Genomic DNA, 22,516 nt, shown 5'->3' with positions numbered 1-22,516 from the left:
TGGTTTTGTTTATTTATCCGCCGCCGGTTCGCCGACGCGCATGATTTCCCACTCTAGCCATATTCCGCTGGTTTGGAAAACCCTTTTTCGCACCTCTTCGCCCAAACCTTCCAGATCGGCGGCCGTTGCCCCGCCCGCGTTCAGAAGGAAGTTCGCATGCATCTCGCTCATCTGCGCCCCGCCTTTCCGCGCGCCGCGCATACCGGCGTCGGCGATCAGCTTCCAGGCCTTCAGATCATGGACATCATCCGCCCGCCCGGTCGAGGAAAAGCCCGCCGGATTGCGGAAGGTGGAACCGGCGGAGCGTTCCTTCGTCGGCTGCGAGGCGTCGCGCTTGGCAAGCTGGTCTTCCATCCTTTGGGCGAGCTCTGACGGGTTGGCCAGCGCGCCTTCGAACGTGGCCGAGGTGATGATGGCGCCTTCGGGCAAGACCGACTGGCGGTAGGAGAATTTCAGATCCTCCTTTGATAGCAGGGTCTTGGTCCCGTCCCGCAGCACCGCCTCGGCAGACAGCAGATGATCCGCGACATAGGAGCCGTAGCAGCCCGCATTCATCCGCACCGCCCCGCCGATCGAGCCGGGAATGGTGCGCAGGAAGGTCAGGTCCACCCCGGCCTCGGCCGCCTTGCGCGCCACATGGGCATCAAGCGCGGCGGCGCCCGCGGTGACTTTTTGTCCAGCGATTTCAATGGCATTGAAGCCGCGCCCGAGGCGGATCACCACGGCACGCAGCCCGCCATCGCGGACGATGAGGTTCGATCCGACCCCCATCGGAAAGACCGGGACGGCGGCGTCAAGCGCGCCGAGGAAGGATGCGAGGTCATCCGCGTCGGCGGGCTGGAAGAGCCAGTCCGCCGGGCCGCCCACGCGCAGCCAGGTCAGGTCGGCCAGAGGCCGGTTCGGGGTCAGCACGCCCCGGACGGGAGGGAGAGACAGCGTCATGCTGCCGTCAGTAGCCGGGATCGGGGCCAGGACGCAAGGGCGAGCGCGTAAGCCACTGGATTCGCCGGATATTGCCGTATGGCAAGTGTCGGTCTTGCGTCCCGCATGCGTATGGCATCCGTCCCGACATTTCTTGCGAAGAGGTTAATTGTACAAAGGATCAGAGGGATGCGCCGGGCGGCCCTATCCCGCCACCTTCCGCCTGACCCAGCGCCAGAGATAGATCAGCGGCCAGCGCAGGATCGAGGCGGCGGCGGCGAGGAGGATCAGGCCCATGACCGGGCCGTTCGCCCAGGTGACCCAGCCGAGGATCGGGATGCCGACGGCGATCAGTCTATAGGCGGCGCGCCAGTGATAGTCGCGCGAGGGCAGCGCGCCGATGAAGCAGGCGGTGACGATCCACAGAAGGGCGGCACAAAGCGACCAGTTCATTCCCGCCCCTCGCCGCTTGGCCGCCCCAGCGCCTTGCGCGCGAAATAGAGAAGTGGTCGGCGGAACATGGAAAGGAACCCGGCGAGGCCGAGGAGCGCGGGGATGGGGCCGTGCTCGACGCCGATCCAGATCAGGATCACGGGCGCGAGGATCAGAAGCGTGATGCCCGGCGGAAACTGACGGCGCATCGGCAACAGCGCGGTGACGGTCGCGGCGAGGACCCAGAGGAAGGCTGCGAGGAGCGCGTAGCTCATCGCGGCGGCTCCGCGCGGGTGGAGAGGCCGGTCAAGCGGCCCTCTCGCCCAGGCTTGCCGGCAGGTTGTTCGCCCAGGTCGAGATCGTGCCCGCGCCGAGACAGACGACCATGTCGCCGGGGCGCGCATGGTCGCGGACGAGCTGGGCAAGCTCCTCCTCGCCGGAGATGCCGCTGGCATGGCGGTGGCCGTGGGCGATGAGGCCCTGGACCAGATCGTCGCGCGAGGCGCCGGGGATCGGGTCTTCGCCCGCCGCATAGACATCGGCGATGGCCACCACGTCGGCCTCGTTGAAGCAGGTGCAGAAATCCTCGAAGAGGTTCGAAAGCCGACTGTAGCGGTGCGGCTGGTGGATGGCGATGACGCGGCCCTTGGTGGCCTGCCGCGCGGCGCGCAGGACCGCCGCGATCTCGACCGGGTGGTGGCCATAATCGTCGATGATCGTGACGCCGCCCAGGACCTCGCCCACGCGGGTGAAGCGGCGGTTCACCCCGCCAAAGGCCGCAAGCGCGGCACGGATTTCATCGCGCTTCATGCCGAGATGGCGGGCAACCGCGACGGCGGCCAATGCGTTCGAGACATTGTGGTCGCCCGGCATGGGCAGGGTGCAGCCTTCGATTTTCGAACCTTCGCCCTCGTTCTGAAGCAGAATATCGAACAGGGCCTTTCCATTTTCGAACATCAGGTTCACGGCGCGGACATCGGCCTGGGCGTTGAAGCCGAAGGTCACGATGCGGCGGTCGGTGATCTTTCCGACCAGAGCCTGTACTTCGGGATGGTCGGTGCAGCAGACGGCAAGGCCGTAGAAGGGGATGTTCGAGACGAAATCGTAAAAGCCCTTGCGCAGGGCCTCGATCGTGCCCCAGTGCTCCATATGTTCGGGGTCGATATTGGTGACGATGGCGATGGTGGCGGGCAGGCGGTTGAAGGAGCCGTCCGACTCGTCGGCTTCCACGACCATCCATTCCCCCGCGCCCGCCCGCGCGTTCGAGCCATAGGCATGGATGATGCCGCCGTTGATCACAGTCGGATCGAAGCCGCCCTTGTCGAGAAGCGTCGCGACCATTGTCGTCGTCGTGGTCTTGCCATGGGTCCCGGCGATGGCGACGTTCGAGCGCAGCCGCATCAGTTCGGCCAGCATCTCGGCCCGGCGGACGACCGGCAGGCCGCGGCGGCGCGCCTCTTCCAGCTCCGGGTTGCCCTTCTTGATCGCGGAAGAAATCACCACAACCGATACGCCCTCGCCGATATTCTCCGCCCGCTGGCCTTCGAAGAAGGCGGCGCCAAGCTTCACCAGCCGGTCGGTGATCTTCGAGGCCTTGGCGTCCGATCCCTGCACGCGATAGCCAAGCGTGATCAGCACTTCGGCGATCCCCGACATGCCGATGCCGCCGATGCCGACAAAATGGATGGGGCCAAGTTCGAGCGGCAGTTTGGTGGCGGCGTTCATGGCGCTTCGGTCCGGGGTTTGGGGGCGGCCAGCGCGTCGACGAGGGCCGCGAGTTTCACGGTTGCGTCCGGGACGGCCTGGGTCAGGGCGGCATGGGCCATGCGGGTGGCGGCGACCGGGTCTTCGAGGACCGAGGCGATGTGGCCCGCAAGCATGGTGGAGTCAAGCCGGGATTCGGGGATGAGGATGGCGGCGCCCGCCGAGACGAGGCCGCGGGCGTTGGCTGTCTGTTCGTCGCGGATCGCGGCGGCGAGCGGGATGAGGATCGAGGGGCGCCCGATCATCGCCAGATCGGCGACAGAGGAGGCGCCGGAGCGGCAGATCACCAGTTGCGCCTCGGCCATGCGGCGCGGCATGTCGGTGAAGAAGGGCGCGATTTCGGCCCTGATGCCCGCGGCCGCATAAGTCGCCTCGACGGCGGCGCGATCCTCGTCGCGGGCCTGATGGGCGACGCGGATGTTGCGGCGAAGCGCCTCGGGCAGTTTGGCAACGGCGGCGGGCACGGTGTCGGAGATGATGCGCGCACCCTGGCTGCCGCCGAAGACCACAAGGCTCATCGGATAATCGCCCGGCGGGATATAGGGGGCGGCCGCGCGATCGGCCACGGCCTGGCGGACCGGATTGCCGACCTGGCGGCCGAAGGCGCCTTCGGGAAGCTCAGTGGGCCATGTGCCGCAGGCGACGACCTCGACCCGCGTGGCGAAGGCCTGGTTGACGCGGCCGAGGACGCCGTTCTGTTCATGGATCATGCGCGGCAAGCGCAGGATCACCGCCGCGCCCAAGGCCGGGATCGACGGGTAGCCGCCAAAGCCCACCACGACTTTCGGCCGGTCGAGAAGCGACTGCCAGAGGACCTGCGCGACGCCCGTGGCGATGCGCAGGGGCACCATCAGCTTCGCGGCGATGCCGCCGCGCGCGAAGGTGGCAGAGGGCACCTGCCGGACCTCGACCGCCTGCGGGAAACCGCCGGTGTAGCGCGCGCCGCGCGGATCGGTCGACAGCCGCACCCGCCAGCCGCGCTTCAGCATCTCTTCCGCCAGCGCCTGGGCGGGGAACATATGTCCGCCTGTTCCGCCCGCCGCGATCAGCAGGAGCGGAGGTTTTTGACGCCTGCCCGCCATCACCGGCCCCGCTTCAGAAGGATCTCGGCCATCCGGCCCTGCGGGCGGCGGCGGGTGAGCGCCAGAAGCATGCCGACGGCGATGCCCGAGGCGATGACGGACGAGCCGCCGTAGGAGACGAAGGGCAGGGTCATGCCCTTGGCGGGCAGAAGCCGGACGGCGACGCCCATGTTGATCAGCGCCTGCACGCCGAAGGCGCAGGCCAGACCCGTGCCCGCGAGGCGCGTGAACGGGTCGCGTTCGCGCATCAGCCGGATGAGCGAACGCACGGTGATCGCCATGTAAAGCGCGATGATGATGCCGACGAGGATGAGGCCGAACTCCTCTGCCGCGACGGCGATGATGAAATCGGTATGCGCGTCCGGAAGGGTCCATTTCACCGTCCCCTGCCCCACGCCGACACCGAAGAAGCCGCCTTCCTGTATGGCGTTCGTCGCATAGCCGATCTGGGTGCGCGGGTCGATCTCGGTCGAGAGGAACCCGTTGATCCGGCGGGCGAAATGTTCCGACGCCGAATAGGCGGTGATACCGCCGCCCACCACAAGCCCGCCCACGAGCATCAGAAGGATGATCGGCGCGCCGCCGACGAAATACATCACGCCCCAGGCGAAGAGAACCAGGCAGGCCTGACCGAAATCGGGCTGGAGCGCGAGAAGGATCACCACGACGGAGGCCACGAGGAAGGAATAAAGCCGCCCGGGCGGACCGCCCAGATCCTGCGCCGCCGCCATCAGCCAGGCGCAAAGGATGACGAAGCCGGGCTTCAGGAACTCCGACGGCTGGAAGGAGGCGAAGCCCAGCGAATACCAGCGGATGGCGCCCTTGCCGAAATCGGTGCCAAGGACCGGCAGGAAGAGAAGCGCGATGAAGGACGCCGCGAACCCGAGGACGCCGAGACGGCGGACGAGGGCGACGGGCAGCATCGAACAGCCGATCATCGCGGCAAGCGCCATGCCCCCGAAGAACAGCTGGCGCGTCACGTAATAATAGGGCGGCAGGTCGTTCTTTTCGGCGAGTGGCACCGAGGCCGCGAGGCCGAGAAGAAGCCCCACCCCGAAGAGCGCGAAGACAAGGCCAAGCGTCACCCGGTCGATCGTCCGCCACCAGCGTGGAAGAACCGGATCGCCCGCGCGCGAAGGCGCGGTGCCGAACACCATTTCCGTCATCTGACCGCTCTCACTGCCTGTGCCTCGCCCGTTGTCCGGGTCTCATCGCAAAACCTATCGCGATTTCACCCGCATGGAAAGGGGAAAGCCCCGGTCCCGGCGCCCGCCGCGACGGGCCGCTCGTCAAGCCCTTGCGCGCTCTCCTCGCTGGCCACCCCGGCGAGTAGGGCCTGCAAGGGACCGAGGAGTCGGCCGACCGGCGGGACCGTCAGGCGATAAGCGCCCTGACATGGGCGGTAAAATCCTCGCCGCGTTTCTCGAAGTTCGGATACTGGTCGAAGGAGGCGGCGGCGGGGGCAAGGAGCACGGTTTCGCCGTCAAGCGCTTCCTCTGCCGCGCGGGCGACGGCACGCTCCATCGTTTCGCATATCTCGTGCGGGGTCTCGCCCAGTTCCAGCGCGAAATCGCGCGCCGAATGGCCGATGAGATAGGCCTTCACCACCGAGCCGAGGAAAGGTTTCAACGCGGCGATGCCGCCTTCCTTGCCAAGGCCGCCCGCGATCCAGCGGATCCTTTCGAAGGCCTGCAGGGCCTTTGCCGCGCTGTCGACGTTGGTGGCTTTGGAATCGTTCACGAACCGCACCCCGCCCCTCTCGCCCACGATCTGGCTGCGATGCGGCAGGCCTTCGAAGCTGCGCAAGGCCTGTTCGATCAGTTTCGGCGCCAGCCCGAGCGCGCGCGCCGCCGCATAGGCGGCGCAGGCGTTCTGGTGATTGTGGGCGCCGGGCAGACCCCGGATATCCCTCAGATCGATCGAGGCGACCTGGCGCCCCTTGCGCCACTCGGCGAGAAAGCCCTTGCGGGCAAAGACGGTCCAGCCCGCGCCTTCCAGCTTCTGGCCCGAGGAGACGCGGATCACCCGGTCGTCGGCCATGCCCGCCGACAACTGATTTGCCAGAAACGCGCCTTCGACCTCGTCCACGCCGATCACCGCGCGGTCGGGACCGCCTTGCGTGAAGAGCCGGGCCTTGGCGGCGAAATAGCCGCCCTTGCCGCCGTGACGGTCGAGATGGTCGGGCGAGAGGTTGGTGAAGATCGCGATATCGGGGGTCAGCGCGCGGGCAAGCTCGGTCTGGTAGGAGGACAGTTCCAGCACTACCACCTCGCCGTCCCGGCCCGGGTCGATGGTCAGGACGCCCGTGCCGATATTGCCCGCCATCTGTGTCGGTCGCCCGGCGACCTTCAGGATATGGTGGACAAGCGCCGTCGTCGTCGATTTGCCGTTCGATCCGGTCACCGCGACCACTTTCGGGGCCTGATCGAACCGGTCCCAGTCGGCGGTCGCCCAGGAGCGGAAGAAAAGCCCGATGTCATTGTCGACCGGCACGCCTTCGGCGAGCGCGCGGGCGATATGGCGGTTGGGATGGGGGTAGAGATGCGGAATGCCGGGCGAGGTGACGAGAAGCGCCAGCCCCGCCCAGGCGGCGTCACGGGTGAGGTCGGTCAGCGCGAACCCTTCCGCCTCGGCCTTGGCGCGCGCCTCGGGCGCGTCGTCCCACAGAAGCGTTTCCGCCCCCCCGTCCCGAAGCGCGCGCGCCGTCGCGAGGCCGGACCGGCCGAGCCCCAGTACCGCGACCCGCTGGCCCTCGTAGCCCGTGACCGGAATCATCACCGCCCTCCCTTGCTGACCGAAGCCTTAGGCCAACTGACACCGGGCGAAAAGGGGCAGCGCGACCGCCGCTGTCCGGCTGCGCGGACGCGCGGGCGCGCGATCAGGCGCCCGGCGCCTCGAACGCAAGCACATTGCCCGGTGCCGAAAACTGGTAGCTGACATCGCCGAAGGCGTCCTTGGCGAAACCATAGGCGAAGGCCAGACCATCGGCACCGGCCTGCACGCCATGTTCGGCATTGCCGGGGATATAGACCGCCGCGCCTGCCGCGACCACATGGGCGCGCCCGTCGATCATCACGGTGCCGGAGCCCGAGAGACAGAAGTAGAATTCCGGCGGCTCATGGCGGTGCAGGTTCAGCATGCCGTGCGGAGGAAATTCGGCCACGCCCAGCACCAGGTCGTTCGACCGGGTGCGGTCGGACGAGATCAGGGTGCGCCAGGTCACGTTGCCGAAGACCGGATCGACGCCGCCCTCGGCGGGCAGGTCGGCAAGATTGCGCACAAAACCAGCAGCCGGGGCATCGTTCTGGTTGGCACTTTCCGGGGCAGTCTCTTTGACCAGAGCTTGAGCGGGCACTGCGCGATCCTTCCGTCCATTCATCATTCCGTCCGGCCGGTCTTGCGGCCTGGCTCCGGTATGACGGGTTTGAATGGCAAAGAGAAATGAGTAATATTGGCCATGATACCCAAGAATTTTTAGGGATACCCATGCAACGCCTGCCGAACCTGATCTGGCTGCGCAGCTTTGAGGCAGCGGCGCGGCTCTTGAACTTCACCGAAGCGGGCAAGGAGCTGGGGCTGACCCAGACCGCCGTCAGCCTGCATATCAAGGCGCTTGAGGAAACGCTGCAATGCCAGCTTTTCCGACGCAACCCGCGCCATCTGGCGCTGACCGACGTGGGCGAGGCCTATGCGATGTCGGTCCGGGCCGCGATCGGCGAGATGAACCTCGCCACCGTCAGCCTGTTCGGTCCGGCCACCACCCAGACCCTGACGGTCCGTGCGCCGATCTCGACCGTCTCGCTGTGGCTCGCGCCGCGCCTGCCTGCCTTCATGGCCGCCCATCCCGACATCAACCTCCGCCTCGTCTCGACCATCTGGGCCAGTTCGGCTGGCGAAGAGGATGTGGACATCGACATCAAGCTGGCCACCGCAGGCCAGATCGAGCCCGGCGCGGAACGGCTGTCGACCGAGACGGTCGTTCCGGTTGCGGATGCTGACGCGGGCGATCTGACCGGGCGGCCCGATCTGCTGCTGGCGGCGCCCTTGATCCGCATCCTCGGATATGAGGACAGCTGGGCCAACTATATCGCCAGCCTGGGCATCAGCGGACCAGCCAGGGGCAAGCGCCTGTCGGTCGACACGACGGCGGCGGCGCTGGCGCTTGCCGCGGCGGGTGGCGGGCGGGCAATGATCGTGACGCGCTTTGCCCGGCAGGCGATTGCATCCGGCGCCCGGATCAGGCTCGCGGGCGCGCCCATTCCCTTCGCCCAGGCGCATTTTCTGGCACAGGGCGCGCGCACGGCGCCGCGCAAGCCCGAGGCCGAGCTTTTTGCGGCCTGGCTGCGCGCGGCTTTCGACGAGGACCGGGACCTGCCCTGACCGCGCGCCCGCTCAGACCGCGCCGGAGGCGAAGGTTTCCAGACCCTCGATCTCGCGCTGCAGATCGGCGCGGCAGCGGGCGACGATGAAATCGGTGAAGGTGCGGATCTTGGGGTCGCGCAAGCGCCGGTGCTGGGTCAGGCACGAAAGCTGCACCGGTACGGGCGGCGTGGCGCGGGCGACGGGAACAAGCGCGCCGGACTTCAGATGCTCGGCGATCTCGAAGACCGGTTTCATGATGATCCCGCGCCCGTCGAGTGCCCATATCGTCAAGACATCGCCATCGTCGGTCTCGAACGGCCCGGTCACCTCGAACCGCCGCGGCCCCTCGGGCGTGACCAAAGTCCACTGAAATTCGCGGGCGCCCGGGAAGCGCAGGTTCAGGCAGTCATGGCGGTCGCGCACCAGGGCCTCGCCGCCTTCCGGCATCCCGCGCCGCTCGATGTAGGAGGGTGCCGCGCACAGGACGCGCGGGCAATCGGCCACCACGCGCAGTTTCAGCGTGCTGTCTTCGAGCGTCCCCATGTGGAAGGCCATGTCGAGCCCCTCGCCCACCACGTCGATCTTGCGGTCCGAGAGCCTGAGCCGCACGTCGATCTGGGGGTAATCGTCCTTGAAGGCCGGTACATGCGGCGCGATGAAGCGCCGCCCGACGCCCAAGGGCGCCGCGACGAAGATCGAGCCGCGCAGGTTGAGGGTCGAGGCCATGACCGCCGCTTCCGCATCGTCGATCGCCTCCAGCACCTTGCGGGCGCCGTCGTAGAAAAGCCGCCCGTTCTCGGTGGGCTGCAGACGCCGCGTCGTGCGGTTGAAGAGCCGCACGCCCAGATGTTTCTCCAGTTCCGCCACCCTGGCCGAGGCGACGGCGGGCGAAGTGCGCTGATCGCGCGCGGCGGCGGACATCGAGCCAAGCTCAAAGACGCGCACGAACATCTTGATATTGTTGACGTAAGACATTCCCGGCCCTCCCCGACCCGGCGCCCTGAGCGGGCTTGCGGCCAGATTATCAGAATATCTTTGAAAGTCATAAGGCATTAATCGCAATATGACGAAGATGACGGCCGCGCTAGGCTGAGGTCAACGGGAGGGACCATCATGTATGATTTCATCGTCCTCGGCGAATGGCTGGAATTCGCGGTCCGCTGGCTGCATGTCATCACGGCGATCGCCTGGATCGGCTCGTCCTTCTATTTCATCGCGCTCGACCTCGGGCTGCACCGCGACCGCAATCTGGCGTCCGGCGCGGACGGCGAGGAATGGCAGGTCCATGGCGGCGGCTTCTACCATATCCAGAAATACCTCGTGGCGCCCGACCGGATGCCCGGCGACCTCGTCTGGTTCAAATGGGAAAGCTACATGACCTGGATTTCCGGGTTCGCGCTTCTCTGCCTCGTCTATTACCTCGGCGCCGACCTTTATCTCGTGGACCCCGAAGTCCGCGAACTGACCACCTGGCAGGCGATCGGCATCTCGCTCGGCTCGCTCGCCTTCGGCTGGGTCGCCTATGACCAGATCTGCAAGTCGCGCTTCGGCGACGACAATACCCGCCTGATGATCGGTCTTTTCGTGATCCTTGTGGGGATGGCCTATTTCTACACTTCAGTTTTCTCCGGCCGCGCCGCGCTCCTGCATCTGGGCGCCTTCACCGCGACGATCATGTCCGGCAATGTCTTCTGGATCATCATCCCCAACCAGAAGGTCGTGGTCGCCGACCTGATCGCGGGCCGCACGCCGGACGCCAAATACGGCAAGATCGCCAAGCAGCGTTCGACCCACAACAATTACCTGACGCTGCCGGTCATCTTCATGATGCTGTCGAACCATTACCCGCTGGCCTTCGCGACCGAATGGAACTGGCTCATCGCGTCGCTCGTCTTCCTGATGGGCGTCACCATCCGGCACTGGTTCAACAGCCACCACGCGCGGAAAGGCAACCCGCACTGGACATGGCTGGCGACCGTGCTTCTCTTCCTCGCCATCGCCTGGCTTTCGACCGCGCCTCTCTACAAGGCGGCGGAGGGCGAGGAACAGGGCGCCGTCGAGCTTACCCCTGAAGGCGCCCGCTACGCCGCCGCCGATGGGTTCACTGAGGCACAGGACATCATCCTCGGCCGCTGCTCCATGTGCCACGCCGCCGAGCCGGGCTTTGAGGGCATCCACTGGGCGCCCAAGGGCGTGATCCTCGAGACCCCCGAACAGATCGCCAATGAAGCCCGGCGCATCTACATCCAGTCGGGCGTGACCCACGCCATGCCGCCCGCCAATTCCTCGTTCATGGAGCCGGAAGAGCGGCAGAAGATCGTCGCCTGGATCAGGGCGGCACGCGGCTGACCCGGCGGCTCTTCGCGCTGGTGCCAGCGCTCATCGCCGACGGGCGCGGCTTCGCGTCGAGCGAAGCGTGGAAGCAGGTACCGGAAAGGCGCGATGAGCGCGCGACAGGGCGCGAAGAGCGGCTTAGCCGCGCCGGAACCGCCATTCCGTAACCTGCCGGACCTCCTCGCCCGGGCGCAGGACAATCGACGGAAATCCCGCCCGGTTCGGTGCATCCGGCCAGCCCTGCGCCTCGATGGCGATTCCCTCGTAAGGCCCGCACCCCGGCCGGGCAGCGCCGCGCCCGTCATAAAGCTGCAGGCCCGGTTCGGTCGTCGCCACCTCCAACGTCACGCCCTTGCGGCCGGTCAGCCACATCTCGGGCGTCAGGGCGCGGCGGGCGCGCGCGAGGGCGAAGCAATGGTCGATCGGCGGGTTTCCCGGAACCGGCGTCGCGCCGGAGCGGAAGTCGTAGGCGCCGCCCGCCACCGGCTCGACCTCGCCCGTCGCGCAATCCTCGGCATCGGTCAGGAGCCGTTCCTCCGCCGCGACGCGCAGGCGATGACCTTCCCATGTCGCGGTGCCGTCGAGGTTCCAGTAGCTGTGGTTCGTCGCGTTGAAGAAGGTCGGCCGGTCGGTCGTGGCAGTGATCGTCAGCCTGAGCGCGGCGCCCGTCACCTCGAAGCCTGCCTCGACATGGCGGTTTCCGGGGAACCCGCCCTCGCCATCAGCCAGGTCGAGCGCCAGGACGACATGGCGCGCATCGGCTTGCGCGATGGTCCAGACCTTGGCCTGCGTTCCGGCCGACCCAGAATGCAGGGTCATGCGGCCCGCGTGGTTCTTCTCGAAAGTCAGCTCCCGACCGTCCAACTGCGCCCGCGCGCCGGAAATCCGGTTGGCGACCGGCGCCACCAGCGACCCGTGATGGACCATCGGCCCTTCGTAATCCGCCAGCCGGTCCGACCCCAGAGTCAGGCTGTGCGGCACGCCCTTCAGCCACAGACCCTGCAGCACCGCGCCCCAGGTCAGGACAGTGGCCGTCAGCGCGCCCGACCGCAGGGTGACGGCATGGACGATCCGCCCGTCAGCCGTCTTCCCGAATTCCATGATCTCCGCGCCGCTCATCCTGTCCCCGCAACTCTGCCTGGCCAGATGGCCCGGCGCGGCGGCAGGCGTCAAGCGCCGGGCGCACCCTTCAGATAGGGGAACCAGTCGGCCCTGAGCCGCTGCCCCGGTTCCATTCCGTGCCCCGGGAAGGGCGGCGAGGTCCGGCCCGGCCGCTCGACGTAGAGCGCATCCCGCCCGACGAGCCTCAGCGAGAAGGCTCGGCGCCGCGTCGCGGCCTCGTTGCCGCGCGCCCCGTGCAGGGTCTGGTAGTCGAAGGCCACCGCATCGCCCGGCTCCATCTCCCATTCCATCACCTGCATCCCCTCGGCGTCAGGGTCGGGCACCGGCATGTAGGCGTCGGGGTCGGGGTAGAAGCTCGTGTCGGCCAGCCAGCGCTTGGGCAGCACCTCCTTTGGCCAAAGGTGCGAACCCGCGACGCAGCGCAGGGACGCCTCGCGCACCGGATCGACCGGCGACCAGAAGCTGACGGTCTGGCGGCCCTTCACGAAATAATAGGGCCCGTCCTGATGCCAGGGCGTGGGCTTCGAGGTCCCCGGCTCCTTCACCAGCACATGCTCGTGGAAAAGCTGGACGATATCCGACCCCATCAGGCGCGCGGCGACATCCGCGACTGCCGACTGGCGGATCACCTGCTCGAATTCCGGGATGCGCTGCCAGTTGCAATAGTCATCGAAGAACCGCCCTGCCTCGCCGGGTTTGAGGTTTTCCGCCGCATAGGGCCCGGGCTCGGCCATGTTGCGGGCGATTCCGGCCCGGATCTCCTCGACCCAGTCCTTCCACAGGCCCTTCACCAGCACGACCCCGTCGCGCCGATAGGCCTCGATCATCTCATCCGTCACCTGAACCATAGCGCCCTCCTTCGCTGTGCTTGCAGGATGGCGCGGCCCGCGCATAACTTCCAATAATATCGTCAAATGCCAGCAATGAACTGATGTTATCCATTACCCTCCGCCAGCTCGAATATGCCCTGGCCGTCGGCCGCACCGAAAGCATGACGCTCGCAGCCCGGACGCTCAATGTCTCGCAGCCCGCCCTTTCGGTCGCACTCGCGCAGCTCGAGGCGCAGATCGGCCAGCCCTTGTTCCTGCGCCGCTCGGGCGGGCCGATGCGCGCCACGCCCTATGGCCGGCGGTTCCTCGACGAGGCCGAGCGTATCCTTGCAAGCCTCACGCAGCTTGCCACCGGCAGGGCGGCACAGGACGCTCCGGTGATCCTTGGCTGTTTCGAAGACCTCGCGCCCATGGTCCTCGCCCCGCTGATCGCCGCCGCCCGCGCCCGCGACATCGGGCTGACACCGGTCGTGGCGGGTTTCGAAGGGCTGGCCGAGGGTCTTGCACAGGGGCGCATCGACCTTGCGCTGACCTACGACCTCGGCCTCGATGACAGCGTGGCGCGCGAAGAGGTCGCCCGCGTCCATCCCCATGCGATCCTTGCGCCCGACCACCCGCTAGCCGCCCGGCAGACGCTTACCCTGCACGACCTCGCCGACGAACCCCTGATCCTCGCCGACCAGGGCCTGTCGGTCAGCCACATGCGCGCCCTCTTCACCCGTGCGGGCCTTGCGCCCCGCATCGCCCGCCGCGCCGCCTCGCTCGACCTCATGCGCTCGTTCGCGGCGAACGGCCTTGGCGTCGGTCTCAGCTACAGCCGCCCCGCGCCCGATATCAGCTGCGATGGCCGTCCGCTTGCCATTCGCCCCGTCACCGGCACCGGTCGCGGGGAAGCCGTGGTCCTCGCCCGCCTCGCGGCACTGCCGCTCTCGCCCGCCGCAGAGGGTCTTTCTGCGCTGGTGCGCGGCCTGCCGATGGGGTCGTGAGGGAGCGTCGGATCAATAGCGCGTCGTCATCCGGTGGCCGCGCGCGAACGAGAGCCGCACATGGGTGATCGCCTGCCCCTGCCACCAGGTCGTGCGTTCGGCAGTAAAGACCGGCTCGCCCTCGCCATAGCCAAGCGCCGCGGCCACCTCCCCCGCCGCCGCCGTCGCGAGGAAGCTGATTTCTACCTCGGAAAAGGGCACCGCCCGGATCAGCCATTCGTTGGGTCCGATCGTCTCGAACCCTTCCGCCCCGGCCCCGGGCAGGGCGGCAAGGCTGATCCAGCGATCCTCGAACTGGTAGGGGGCGCCGTCCGCGCTGTGCAGGCAGGTCAGATGCACCACCCGCGTGCCAGGCGCCAGGCTGAGCCGTGCCGCGAGCCAGCCGGGCGCCGCCATGACCGCCCGGCCGATCAGCCGGTAGCCATAGGCCCGGCCCCCGGCCTCGATCTCGGCGCGGACAAGCGGTATCTCGAACCGCGCGGCGCGCAGCGGCGAGGGCCGGACCCGGGTTCCGGCCTTGCGCCGCCGCTCCAGCAGCCCCTCCTCCGTCAGCTCCCGCATCGCCCGGTTCACCGTGGCCCGCGCCACACCGAATTCCGTGGCCAGGTCCACCTCGCCCGGAACGAGCGCGCCCGGTGCCCAGAGCTGCGCCGTGATGCGGCGCAGAAGCTCCGCCTTCACGTCGCGAAAGGTCGTCTTCTCATCCCCCATGGACTGCGCCCGGCCTCCCGCCTATTTGTCTGACCATAACCAGCCCGAGGGTCCGCCTGCAATGCGTGTCATCACACCCGACCAATTCCTGACCCAGGCCTGGAAGAACGGCGGCGGCGTGACGCACGAGATCGCCCGCGAGGATCGGGACGGCCGCCTTCTCTGGCGCCTCTCGATCGCCGAGGTCGCCTCGGACGGCCCTTTCTCGGCCTTCCCCGGCCTCACGCGCATCCTCACGGTGATCGAGGGCGCGGGGCTCCACCTCCACACAGCCGGGGGACGGCTCGACGCGCTGCCCCTCACGCCCGTCCTGTTCTCGGGCGACACGCCCGTTGACAGCCGCCTGATCGGCGGGCCGGTCCGCGATTTCAACCTGATCTGGGACGCCGGCCGCCTCGACGCCTCGGTCAGGCTGCTCGACGGCGCGCTGCCCGACTGCATGCCCGCCCCCGGCCGCAGCCATGCGCTCCTCGCCCTGAGCGCGCTGGAAACCCCGGCGGTTCCGGCCCGCGCCATTGCGCTGTTCGATCGCCTCGACGCCGGTCCGGCGCCGGGCTTTCGCGGCCTGCTCGTAACGCTCGACCAGCGTCTCTGATCCACTTTCTGTCGCGAAATACTCCGGGGGAGTCCCGGGCCCCGGCCCGGGACGGGGGCAGCGCCCCCTACCCGGCCAGAAGCCCCGCAACCGCCGCCCGATAGCCCGCGACGACCGCGTCGCGCGCCAGATGGCGGCCCGAGCGCACCTGATGGCGCCCGGCGGACCAGAGGTCGGTCACCACATTGTCCGGCGCGGCAAAGACGAGCCCGTCGAGCAGCTGATCGCCCGAAAGCCCGCAGAGCGCCGGATGATCGCCGTCCAGAGCCACCAGATCGGCAAGCCTGCCCGCCTCGATCCGCCCCGCATCGCGCCCCAGCGCCTGCGCTCCACCCGTCGCGGCACCGCGATAGAGGAAGGCACCGACCGAGCCCTCGCCCGGCACCAGAACATTGCGGCTCAAGTCCCTGAGCCTTTGGGAATATTCCAGTGTCCGAAGTTCCTCGACCATCGAGATACGGACATTCGAATCCGACCCCACCCCGAACGCTCCCCCTGCCGCGATCCAGCCTGGCCCGTTGAACGGCCCGTCACCCAGATTGGCCTCGGTGACCGGACACAACCCCGCGACCGCCCCTGACCGGGCCAGCCCCGCGGTTTCCGCCGCCGTCATGTGGGTCGCGTGTATCGGGCACCAGCGCCCGTCCACCGGCGCATTGGCCAGCAGCCAGTCCACGGGGCGGGCACCGAGCCAGACGGAGATATCCTCGACCTCCTTCGGCTGCTCGGCGATGTGGATATGGACAGGTCCGCCCGCCGCCAGCGGCAGCGCCGCCGCCAGATCCGCCGGGCAGGTGGCGCGCAGCGAATGCGGCGCGATACCGACGACCGTATCGGCTTTCATCCCCGCCGCATGCCCGCGCACTGCTTCAAGAAGGTGCGCAAAGCCCTCGACATCATTGCCAAACCTGAGCTGCCCGCCCGCCAGCGGCGCCTTGCCCGCGCCGCCATAAGTATACAGCACCGGCAGATGCGTCAGGCCGATCCCGGTCTCGGCCGCCGCGGCCATGATCCGCGCCGACATCTCGGCCCGGTCGGCATAGGCCGCCCCGCCCGGCTGGTGATGGACATAATGGAACTCGCCGACCGAGGCGAAGCCCGCTTCCTGCATCTCGACATAGACCATCGCGGCGATGGCCTGCATCTGCTCGGGCATCAGCCGGTCGAGGAAGCGGTACATGATCTCGCGCCAGGTCCAGAAGCTTTCGCGGCCCCTGGCCCGCACCTCGGTCCGCCCCGCCATCGCCCGCTGGAAAGCATGCGAATGCAGGTTGGCAAGCGCGGGCAACAAGACGTCGACCCGCGTGTCGCCCGGCCCTGCAGCGCCCCCCACCTGAACAGACGCGATCCGCCCGCCATCGCAGGTCACGCGGACATCCTCCGCCCATCCCGAAGGCAGAAGGGCACGGCGGGCGAAGATCATGGCGGGCTCCATTATGTCTAGACATATTCTCTATAACCGACTAGAACCCGCTCAGGCAACCGGAATCGCAGCCCATGACCTCTGCCCCCCTTCTCTACGTCAATTGCCGCGCCGCGACGCTTGCGGGCGAGGCACCCTACGGCCTGATCGAAGATGCGGCGATCCTTGTGGAACAGGGCCTGATCCGCTGGATCGGCCCCCGCACCAAGGCGCCGAAGGCTGCGGAACGCGACCTTGGCGGCCGGCTCGTGACACCCGCCCTCATCGACTGCCACACCCATATCGTCCACGGCGGCCACCGCGCCGCCGAATTCGAACTGCGGCTGAAGGGCGCGAGCTATGAAGAGATCGCCCGTGCAGGCGGAGGCATCATCTCGACCGTCGCCGCCACTCGTGCCGCGTCAGTCGAAGACCTTGTCGCCTCGGCCCTGCCCCGGCTCGATGCGCTGATCGCCGAAGGCGTGTCGTGCGTCGAGGTGAAATCGGGTTATGGGCTCGATATCGACACCGAGCTTCGCATGCTGCGCGCCGCGCGCGCGCTTGCCGCGCTGAGACCCGTGACGATCCGCACCACGTTCCTCGGCGCCCATGCGGTGCCGCCGGAATACAAGGGCCGCCCCGACGCCTATATCGACGACCTCTGCCTGCCCGCGCTGCGCGCCGCCCATGCGGACGGCCTGGCCGATGCGGTCGACGGGTTCTGCGAAGGGATCGCCTTCAGCCCGGACCAGATCGCCCGTGTCTTCGACGAGGCAAAGCGCCTTGGCCTGCCGGTGAAGCTGCACGCCGAACAGCTGTCGAACCTTGGCGGAGCCGCGCTCGCTGCCGGTTACGGGGCACTTTCCGCCGACCATCTGGAATATCTCGATGAAGCGGGCGTGAAGGCCATGGCCGCCGCCGGAACCGTCGCGGTGATCCTGCCCGGCGCCTTCTATGCGATCCGCGAGACGAAAGAGCCGCCCGTCGCCCTTCTGCGCCAGCATGGCGTGCCCATGGCCGTCGCGACCGACATGAACCCCGGGTCGTCGCCAATGGGATCGCTGCTTCTGGCGATGAACATGGCCTGCACGCTTTTCCGCCTGACGCCCGAGGAAGCCTTGCGCGGCGCCACCCAACACGCCGCCCGCGCCCTTGGCCTGAGCGACCGTGGCACGCTGGTGCCCGGACTGCGCGCCGACCTGGCGGTCTGGAACGCCGATCATCCGGCAGAGCTCGCCTACCGGATAGGGTTCAACCCGCTTCACCAACGCATTTTCGGAGCCACCTCGTGACCCTGACCCTCACCCCCGGCGCCGTCACGCTGAACGACCTCGCCCGCATCTGGTTCGAGGACGAACCGGTCCGCCTTGACCGCAGCGCCAGACCAGCCGTCGACCGGGCTGCCGCGGCGATCCGCGCCGCCGCCGAAGGCAATGTGCCGGTCTATGGCGTCAACACCGGCTTCGGCAAGCTCGCCTCGGTGAGGGTCGCGCCCAAGGACACGGCGACGCTGCAAAGGAACCTGATCCTGTCGCACTGCTGCGGCGTGGGCGAGCCGGTCAGCCGCCGTCATGCCCGCCTGATGATGGCGCTGAAACTCCTCTCCCTCGGCCGCGGCGCCTCGGGCGTGCGGTGGGAGCTGATCGAACTTCTTGAAAACATGCTGGAAAAGGGCGTCACGCCGGTCATTCCAGCGCAAGGCTCGGTCGGCGCCAGCGGCGACCTCGCCCCCCTTGCCCACATGACCGCCGTGCTCATCGGTCATGGCGAGGCAGAGTATCAAGGCCAGACGCTGCCCGGCTCGGAAGCGCTCGCCAAAGCGGGCCTGAAACCCATCCCGCTTGGCCCCAAGGAAGGGCTTGCCTTCATCAACGGCACACAGTTTTCCACCGCCTTCGCGCTCGCGGGTCTGTTCGACGCCTGGCGGGCGGCGCAGGGGGCGCTGGTCACGTCGGCGCTTTCGACCGACGCGATCATGGGGTCGACCGCACCCCTGCAACCGGAAATCCATTCGCTGCGCGGTCACGTCGGCCAGATCGAGGCCGCAGGCTTCCTACGCTCCTGCCTCGACGGCTCGGTCATCCGCGAAAGCCACCGCGAGGGCGACACGCGCGTGCAGGACCCCTATTGCATCCGCTGCCAGCCGCAGGTGACGGGCGCGGCGATGGACGTCCTGCGCATGGCAGCGCGGACGCTTGAAATCGAGGCGAATGCCGCCACCGACAATCCCCTCGTCCTGACCGAAGCGGGGATCATCGTCTCGGGCGGCAACTTCCACGCCGAGCCGGTGGGCTTCGCGGCCGACATGATCGCGCTTGCGCTGGCCGAGATCGGCGCCATTGCCCAGCGCCGCGTGGCGCTGATGGTCGATCCGGTCCTGTCGTTCGATCTGCCCGCCTTCCTGACCCCGAACCCCGGCCTCAATTCCGGCTACATGATCGCCGAGGTCACGACGGCGGCCTTGATGAGCGAGAACAAGCATCTCGCCAACCCGACCGTCACCGATTCCACCCCCACCTCGGCCAATCAGGAGGATCACGTCTCGATGGCCGCCCACGGCGCGCGCCGCCTCGGCAGGATGGTCGAGAACCTCGACCGCATTCTCGGTGTCGAGCTTCTCTGCGCCGCGCAGGGTATCGAGTTCCGTGCGCCGCTGGTCACGTCTGGCCCGCTCCAGAATGTGCTGAAACGGCTCAGACAAGAGGTGGCCACCCTCGGCGAAGACCGCTACCTCGCCCCCGACCTCGAACAGGCCGCGCGGCTTATCGGCTCGGGCGAGATCGCGCGGGCGACCGGGCTGGCGCTGCCGGAGCTTTCCGCATGACGCCCTTCACCGTCACCGAAGGCGACAGCCCCGTCATCCTCGGGATGCCACACGGCGGCACATGGTTGCCGGACGATCTGGCCGCGCGGCTGAATGACAACGGCCGGAAACTGGCCGACACCGATTGGCACATCGACCGGCTGTACGATGGTCTTTTGCCCGGGGTGACGGTGGTCGCCGCCACTTTCCACCGCTACGCCATCGACGCGAACCGCGATCCGTCCGGGGTTTCGCTTTATCCCGGCCAGAACACGACCGAGCTTTGCCCGACCACCGACTTTGACGGGCTGCCCATCTGGTCCGAGGGTCAGGCGCCCTCGGAGGCGGAAATCCTCGAGCGGCGCGAGGCTTTCCACACGCCCTACCACCTCGCCCTTCAATATCAGATCGACCGCGTAAGGGCCCTCCACGGTGCCGCGATCCTGTGGGATTGCCATTCGATCCGCTCGGTCATCCCCTTCCTGTTCGAAGGCACGCTGCCGCATTTCAATATCGGCACGAACGAGGGCACGACCTGCGCGCCCTTGATCGAAACCGCCACCCGCGCGCCCTGCATGGGCGCGACCGACTTTGAAACAGTGGTGAACGGCCGCTTCAAGGGCGGCTGGACCACCCGCCACTACGGCCGCCCCGAAGCGAAAATCCATGCGATCCAGATGGAGATTGCCCAGCGCGCCTATCTGTCCGCCGAAGGCGCGCCATGGTCCTTTGACGCCGCAATCGCCGAAGCGCCCCGCCGGGTTCTCGCAACGGCCCTCACCACCCTTGACCGCCTCGCCCGCTCGGGCGCCCTCTCCTGAAGGAGTCCCAAATGCTCGACCTCGACCGCAAGAACAGCCGCGACATCTACCCGCCGACCGGCCCCGACCGCACCGCCAAAAGCTGGCAGACCGAGGCCGCGATGCGGATGCTGATGAACAACCTGCATCCCGACGTTGCCGAAAACCCGCATGAGCTGGTGGTCTATGGCGGCATCGGGCGCGCGGCGCGCAGCTGGGGCGACTTCGACCGGATCGTGGCGACCTTGAAGGACCTTGAAAGCGACGAAACCCTCGTCGTCCAGTCCGGCCGCCCGGTGGCCGTGGTCAAGACCCATGCGGACGCCCCCCGCGTGCTGATCGCCAATTCGAACCTCGTGCCGCACTGGGCCAACTGGGACCATTTCAACGAATTGGATAAGAAGGGCCTGATGATGTACGGCCAGATGACCGCCGGGTCCTGGATCTACATCGGCACCCAAGGCATCGTGCAGGGCACCTACGAGACATTCGCAGAAGCGGGCCGCCAGCATTACGGCGGCAATCTCAGGGGCAAATGGATTCTCACGGGCGGTCTTGGCGGCATGGGCGGCGCCCAGCCCTTGGCCGCCGTCATGGCCGGCGCCTGCTGCCTCGCCGTCGAATGCGACGAGACGCGCGCCGACTTCCGCATCCGCACCCGCTATTGCGACGCCAAGGCCCATACGCTGGACGAGGCGCTGGCGCTCATCGACCAATGGACCAAGGCGGGCGAGGCCAAGTCCGTGGCCCTCATCGGCAATGCCGCCGATGTCTTCCCCGAGCTTGTCCGGCGGATGAAGGCGGGCGGCCCCCGCCCCGACATCGTCACCGACCAGACCTCGGCCCACGACCCCGTCCACGGTTACCTGCCGCAGGGCTGGACCGTCGCCGAATGGCGCGCCAAGCAGGAAAGCGATCCGAAAGCGGTCGAAAAGGCCGCCCGCGCCTCGATGAAGGTGCATGTCGCGGCGATGGTCGATTTCTGGAACGCAGGCGTGCCGACGCTGGATTACGGCAACAACATCCGCCAGGTGGCGAAGGACGAGGGGCTGGAAAATGCCTTCGCCTTCCCGGGCTTCGTGCCCGCCTACATCCGCCCCCTCTTCTGCAAGGGCATCGGCCCCTTCCGCTGGTGCGCGCTCTCGGGCGACCCGGAGGATATCTACAAGACCGACGCGGCGATGAAGAAGCTCTTCCCCGAGAACCAGCACCTGCACCGCTGGCTCGACATGGCGCGGGACCGCATCGCCTTCCAGGGCCTGCCCGCCCGCATCTGCTGGATCGGCCTGGGCGACCGCCACCGCGCGGGGCTGATGTTCAACGAGATGGTGGCGAAGGGCGAGTTGACAGCCCCGGTCGTCATCGGCCGCGACCATCTGGACTCGGGTTCGGTCGCCTCGCCCAACCGCGAGACCGAGGCGATGAAGGACGGGTCCGACGCCGTCTCCGACTGGCCGCTTCTGAATGCGCTGGTGAACACCGCCTCGGGCGCAACCTGGGTTTCGCTGCACCACGGCGGCGGGGTCGGCATGGGGTTCAGCCAGCATTCCGGCGTCGTCATCGTCGCCGACGGCACACCGGAAGCGGCCAAGCGCCTTGAACGTGTCCTGTGGAACGACCCCGCCTCCGGCGTCTGGCGCCATGCGGATGCAGGCTACGACATCGCGATCAGACATGCCCGCGACATGGGGCTGAGGCTGCCGACGATCCTCGGGAACTGAGCAGGCTGCGACTGGTCCGCCCCCCCCAGGATCATCACCTCCCACCAGTCGGGCTGGAGGAACATCCCCAGCCTCGGGTCGTAGTAGCGGGCGTTGAGGTACTGGAGCCCCGCGTCGGCGTCGTAGCGCTCGCCGATATAGCCGCGGCTCTCGTTGAGGAGGGCGGTGTAGGTCTGTTCCTGCTCTTCGCCATAGGGGCGGTAGAGGGCGGTTTCGGAGCGGGCGCCGGCCGCGTCGGTGACCGCGCGGACCGAGCCGAGGCCGTCCAAGTGCCGGACCGACAGCACCGAGACCGAGGTGCCGTTATAGAGCCGCCGGACGAGGCGCAGGCCGGGGCGGGCATGATCTCCATCAGCTCAACGCGCGTAGCCGCCCGTCTTTCTCGGGCCGGATCAAGGGGGCGGCATCCGTCCCGCCGCCGTCCCAACAGGTAAGTCGGCCAATGCGACACCGCCCGTTCATTTTCCAGCCTCGATAAAGCGCGAGAGGACGTAGGAAGAAGCGCCTGTACATAAGCCAACAAGAAGAGCGAGCTTCCAAGTTTCCACGACGAATGGCCGGAAGACCAGATATGCTACGACTGCCACGACCAGACATGCGATGCTGACTGCCAGTTTCTTCATTGTCTTGACACCAAGCGATATTTCACCA

The 22,516-nt window shown here is 67.7% G+C and carries 22 protein-coding genes; 8 read left to right on the top strand and 14 right to left on the bottom strand.

Annotation, left to right across the window (positions count from 1 at the left end; translation table 11 throughout):
* Positions 1-9: 9 nt before the first annotated feature.
* The 8 genes from murB to P0645_RS09500 form a co-directional block, all read right to left on the bottom strand.
* Positions 10-942, bottom strand: coding sequence for a UDP-N-acetylmuramate dehydrogenase (gene murB / locus P0645_RS09535; protein WP_284164339.1), 933 nt, complete (start codon positions 940-942; stop codon positions 10-12).
* Positions 943-1,125: 183 nt separating this feature from the next.
* On the bottom strand, positions 1,126-1,374 hold the full coding sequence (locus P0645_RS09530; protein ID WP_284164338.1) for a DUF2484 family protein: 249 nt from the start codon (positions 1,372-1,374) through the stop codon (positions 1,126-1,128).
* Entirely contained in the window at positions 1,371-1,628 is a 258-nt protein-coding gene (locus P0645_RS09525; RefSeq protein WP_284164337.1) for a DUF2484 family protein, read from the bottom strand. Before P0645_RS09525 ends, P0645_RS09530 begins: the two co-directional genes overlap by 4 nt.
* Positions 1,629-1,659: 31 nt before the next feature.
* A complete protein-coding gene (murC, locus tag P0645_RS09520) occupies positions 1,660-3,078 on the bottom strand; it encodes a UDP-N-acetylmuramate--L-alanine ligase (protein WP_284164336.1) in 1,419 nt (472 codons plus the stop codon).
* Complete coding sequence (locus P0645_RS09515) at positions 3,075-4,199, bottom strand: UDP-N-acetylglucosamine--N-acetylmuramyl-(pentapeptide) pyrophosphoryl-undecaprenol N-acetylglucosamine transferase (protein WP_284164335.1); 1,125 nt, start codon at positions 4,197-4,199, stop codon at positions 3,075-3,077. The genes murC and P0645_RS09515 overlap by 4 nt, the downstream gene beginning before the upstream one ends.
* Positions 4,199-5,365 carry a peptidoglycan glycosyltransferase FtsW gene (locus tag P0645_RS09510; RefSeq protein WP_284164334.1) on the bottom strand — a complete coding sequence of 389 codons (1,167 nt, stop codon included), beginning with the start codon at positions 5,363-5,365 and terminating at the stop codon, positions 4,199-4,201. The genes P0645_RS09515 and P0645_RS09510 overlap by 1 nt, the downstream gene beginning before the upstream one ends.
* 208 nt (positions 5,366-5,573) lie before the next feature.
* Positions 5,574-6,974 carry a UDP-N-acetylmuramoyl-L-alanine--D-glutamate ligase gene (gene murD / locus P0645_RS09505; protein ID WP_284164333.1) on the bottom strand — a complete coding sequence of 467 codons (1,401 nt, stop codon included), beginning with the start codon at positions 6,972-6,974 and terminating at the stop codon, positions 5,574-5,576.
* Between the two features lie 103 nt (positions 6,975-7,077).
* Positions 7,078-7,578 carry a cupin domain-containing protein gene (locus P0645_RS09500; protein WP_284164332.1) on the bottom strand — a complete coding sequence of 167 codons (501 nt, stop codon included), beginning with the start codon at positions 7,576-7,578 and terminating at the stop codon, positions 7,078-7,080.
* Between the two features lie 107 nt (positions 7,579-7,685).
* On the opposite strand from P0645_RS09500, the gene P0645_RS09495 reads away from it, so the two are divergent.
* The gene (locus P0645_RS09495; RefSeq protein ID WP_284164331.1) at positions 7,686-8,579 is read left to right on the top strand and encodes a LysR family transcriptional regulator; all 894 of its coding nucleotides are present in this window, start codon (positions 7,686-7,688) and stop codon (positions 8,577-8,579) included.
* A gap of 12 nt (positions 8,580-8,591) precedes the next feature.
* On the opposite strand, the gene P0645_RS09490 is transcribed toward P0645_RS09495, so the two are convergent.
* The gene (locus P0645_RS09490) at positions 8,592-9,536 is read right to left on the bottom strand and encodes a LysR family transcriptional regulator (RefSeq protein WP_284164330.1); all 945 of its coding nucleotides are present in this window, start codon (positions 9,534-9,536) and stop codon (positions 8,592-8,594) included.
* A gap of 138 nt (positions 9,537-9,674) precedes the next feature.
* Here P0645_RS09490 and P0645_RS09485 point away from each other — a divergent pair, with 138 nt between their 5' ends.
* Positions 9,675-10,910, top strand: a complete 1,236-nt coding sequence (locus tag P0645_RS09485) for a urate hydroxylase PuuD (protein WP_284164329.1) — start codon at positions 9,675-9,677, stop codon at positions 10,908-10,910.
* Between the two features lie 123 nt (positions 10,911-11,033).
* Here the strand turns inward: P0645_RS09485 and P0645_RS09480 are convergent, their stop codons facing one another.
* Positions 11,034-12,014: an aldose epimerase family protein gene (locus tag P0645_RS09480; protein WP_284164328.1), complete on the bottom strand. Its 981-nt coding sequence runs from the start codon at positions 12,012-12,014 to the stop codon at positions 11,034-11,036.
* A gap of 50 nt (positions 12,015-12,064) precedes the next feature.
* Positions 12,065-12,865, bottom strand: coding sequence for a phytanoyl-CoA dioxygenase family protein (locus P0645_RS09475; RefSeq protein WP_284164327.1), 801 nt, complete (start codon positions 12,863-12,865; stop codon positions 12,065-12,067).
* A gap of 83 nt (positions 12,866-12,948) precedes the next feature.
* Here P0645_RS09475 and P0645_RS09470 point away from each other — a divergent pair, with 83 nt between their 5' ends.
* Positions 12,949-13,833 (top strand): LysR family transcriptional regulator, encoded by an 885-nt coding sequence (locus tag P0645_RS09470; RefSeq protein WP_284164326.1) that lies wholly within the window; start codon positions 12,949-12,951, stop codon positions 13,831-13,833.
* Positions 13,834-13,845: 12 nt separating this feature from the next.
* Here P0645_RS09470 and hutC read toward each other — a convergent pair whose 3' ends face one another.
* A complete protein-coding gene (gene hutC / locus P0645_RS09465; RefSeq protein ID WP_284164325.1) occupies positions 13,846-14,544 on the bottom strand; it encodes a histidine utilization transcriptional repressor HutC in 699 nt (232 codons plus the stop codon).
* 61 nt (positions 14,545-14,605) lie between these two features.
* On the opposite strand from hutC, the gene P0645_RS09460 reads away from it, so the two are divergent.
* Positions 14,606-15,139, top strand: a complete 534-nt coding sequence (locus P0645_RS09460; RefSeq protein WP_284164324.1) for a HutD/Ves family protein — start codon at positions 14,606-14,608, stop codon at positions 15,137-15,139.
* 67 nt (positions 15,140-15,206) lie between these two features.
* On the opposite strand, the gene P0645_RS09455 is transcribed toward P0645_RS09460, so the two are convergent.
* Positions 15,207-16,562: a formimidoylglutamate deiminase gene (locus tag P0645_RS09455; RefSeq protein WP_284164323.1), complete on the bottom strand. Its 1,356-nt coding sequence runs from the start codon at positions 16,560-16,562 to the stop codon at positions 15,207-15,209.
* Between the two features lie 74 nt (positions 16,563-16,636).
* Here P0645_RS09455 and hutI point away from each other — a divergent pair, with 74 nt between their 5' ends.
* The 4 genes from hutI to hutU are packed head-to-tail and all read left to right on the top strand — an operon-like array spanning position 16,637 to position 21,865.
* A complete protein-coding gene (gene hutI, locus P0645_RS09450; protein ID WP_284164322.1) occupies positions 16,637-17,833 on the top strand; it encodes an imidazolonepropionase in 1,197 nt (398 codons plus the stop codon).
* Entirely contained in the window at positions 17,830-19,365 is a 1,536-nt protein-coding gene (gene hutH, locus P0645_RS09445; RefSeq protein WP_284164321.1) for a histidine ammonia-lyase, read from the top strand. Before hutI ends, hutH begins: the two co-directional genes overlap by 4 nt.
* Entirely contained in the window at positions 19,362-20,165 is an 804-nt protein-coding gene (gene hutG / locus P0645_RS09440; protein WP_284164320.1) for an N-formylglutamate deformylase, read from the top strand. Before hutH ends, hutG begins: the two co-directional genes overlap by 4 nt.
* 11 nt (positions 20,166-20,176) lie before the next feature.
* The gene (gene hutU / locus P0645_RS09435) at positions 20,177-21,865 is read left to right on the top strand and encodes a urocanate hydratase (protein WP_284164319.1); all 1,689 of its coding nucleotides are present in this window, start codon (positions 20,177-20,179) and stop codon (positions 21,863-21,865) included.
* Here hutU and P0645_RS09430 read toward each other — a convergent pair.
* The gene (locus P0645_RS09430; RefSeq protein WP_284164318.1) at positions 21,799-22,134 is read right to left on the bottom strand and encodes an RHS repeat domain-containing protein; all 336 of its coding nucleotides are present in this window, start codon (positions 22,132-22,134) and stop codon (positions 21,799-21,801) included. The genes hutU and P0645_RS09430 overlap by 67 nt on opposite strands.
* Between the last annotated feature and the right edge of the window lie 382 nt (positions 22,135-22,516).

Origin of the sequence: Frigidibacter sp. SD6-1 (assembly GCF_030143255.1) — a bacterium.
GTDB lineage: Bacteria > Pseudomonadota > Alphaproteobacteria > Rhodobacterales > Rhodobacteraceae > TMP-24.
Note: the sequence above shows the minus strand (reverse complement) of the source record. Positions and strands in the feature narration are given on the sequence as shown.